Origin of the sequence: Halomonas sp. ND22Bw (assembly GCF_003011945.1) — a bacterium.
In the GTDB taxonomy this organism is placed as follows: domain Bacteria; phylum Pseudomonadota; class Gammaproteobacteria; order Pseudomonadales; family Halomonadaceae; genus Halomonas; species Halomonas halophila.
Genome location: NZ_PXWD01001029.1, coordinates 1 through 266, shown reverse-complemented (window position 1 = coordinate 266; position 266 = coordinate 1). Strand labels below are relative to the sequence as shown.

The window sequence follows — 266 nt, the reverse complement described above, 5'->3', positions numbered from 1 at the left end:
GGAAGCGGCGGGTCTGGGGCATCGGCTATCGCTCCGTAGTCAGGGCGGCGCTCTGGTCCGTGGCCGCCAGCGGTACCGCCTGCAGGGCCTCCAACACGAGGCCGGGAGTGAGGATCTGCGGCAGGACCACGGGCTCGCCGGAACCGGCATAGAGGAGGTAGAGCGGCACGCCGCTGCGGCCATGGCGCTCCAGCAGGCGGGTGATCTCGGGGTTCTGGTTGGTCCAGTCGCCCTTGAGATAGGTGATGCCGCGGGCCTTCAGGCCG

Annotated in this window: 1 protein-coding gene; it reads right to left on the bottom strand. The window is 70.3% G+C overall.

Features of this window, described 5'->3' with window-relative positions; all coding sequences use genetic code 11:
• Positions 1-25 precede the first annotated feature (25 nt).
• Positions 26-266: hypothetical protein (locus tag CVH10_RS21300; protein WP_219924954.1), on the bottom strand; the 241-nt coding region annotated here is incomplete at its 5' end.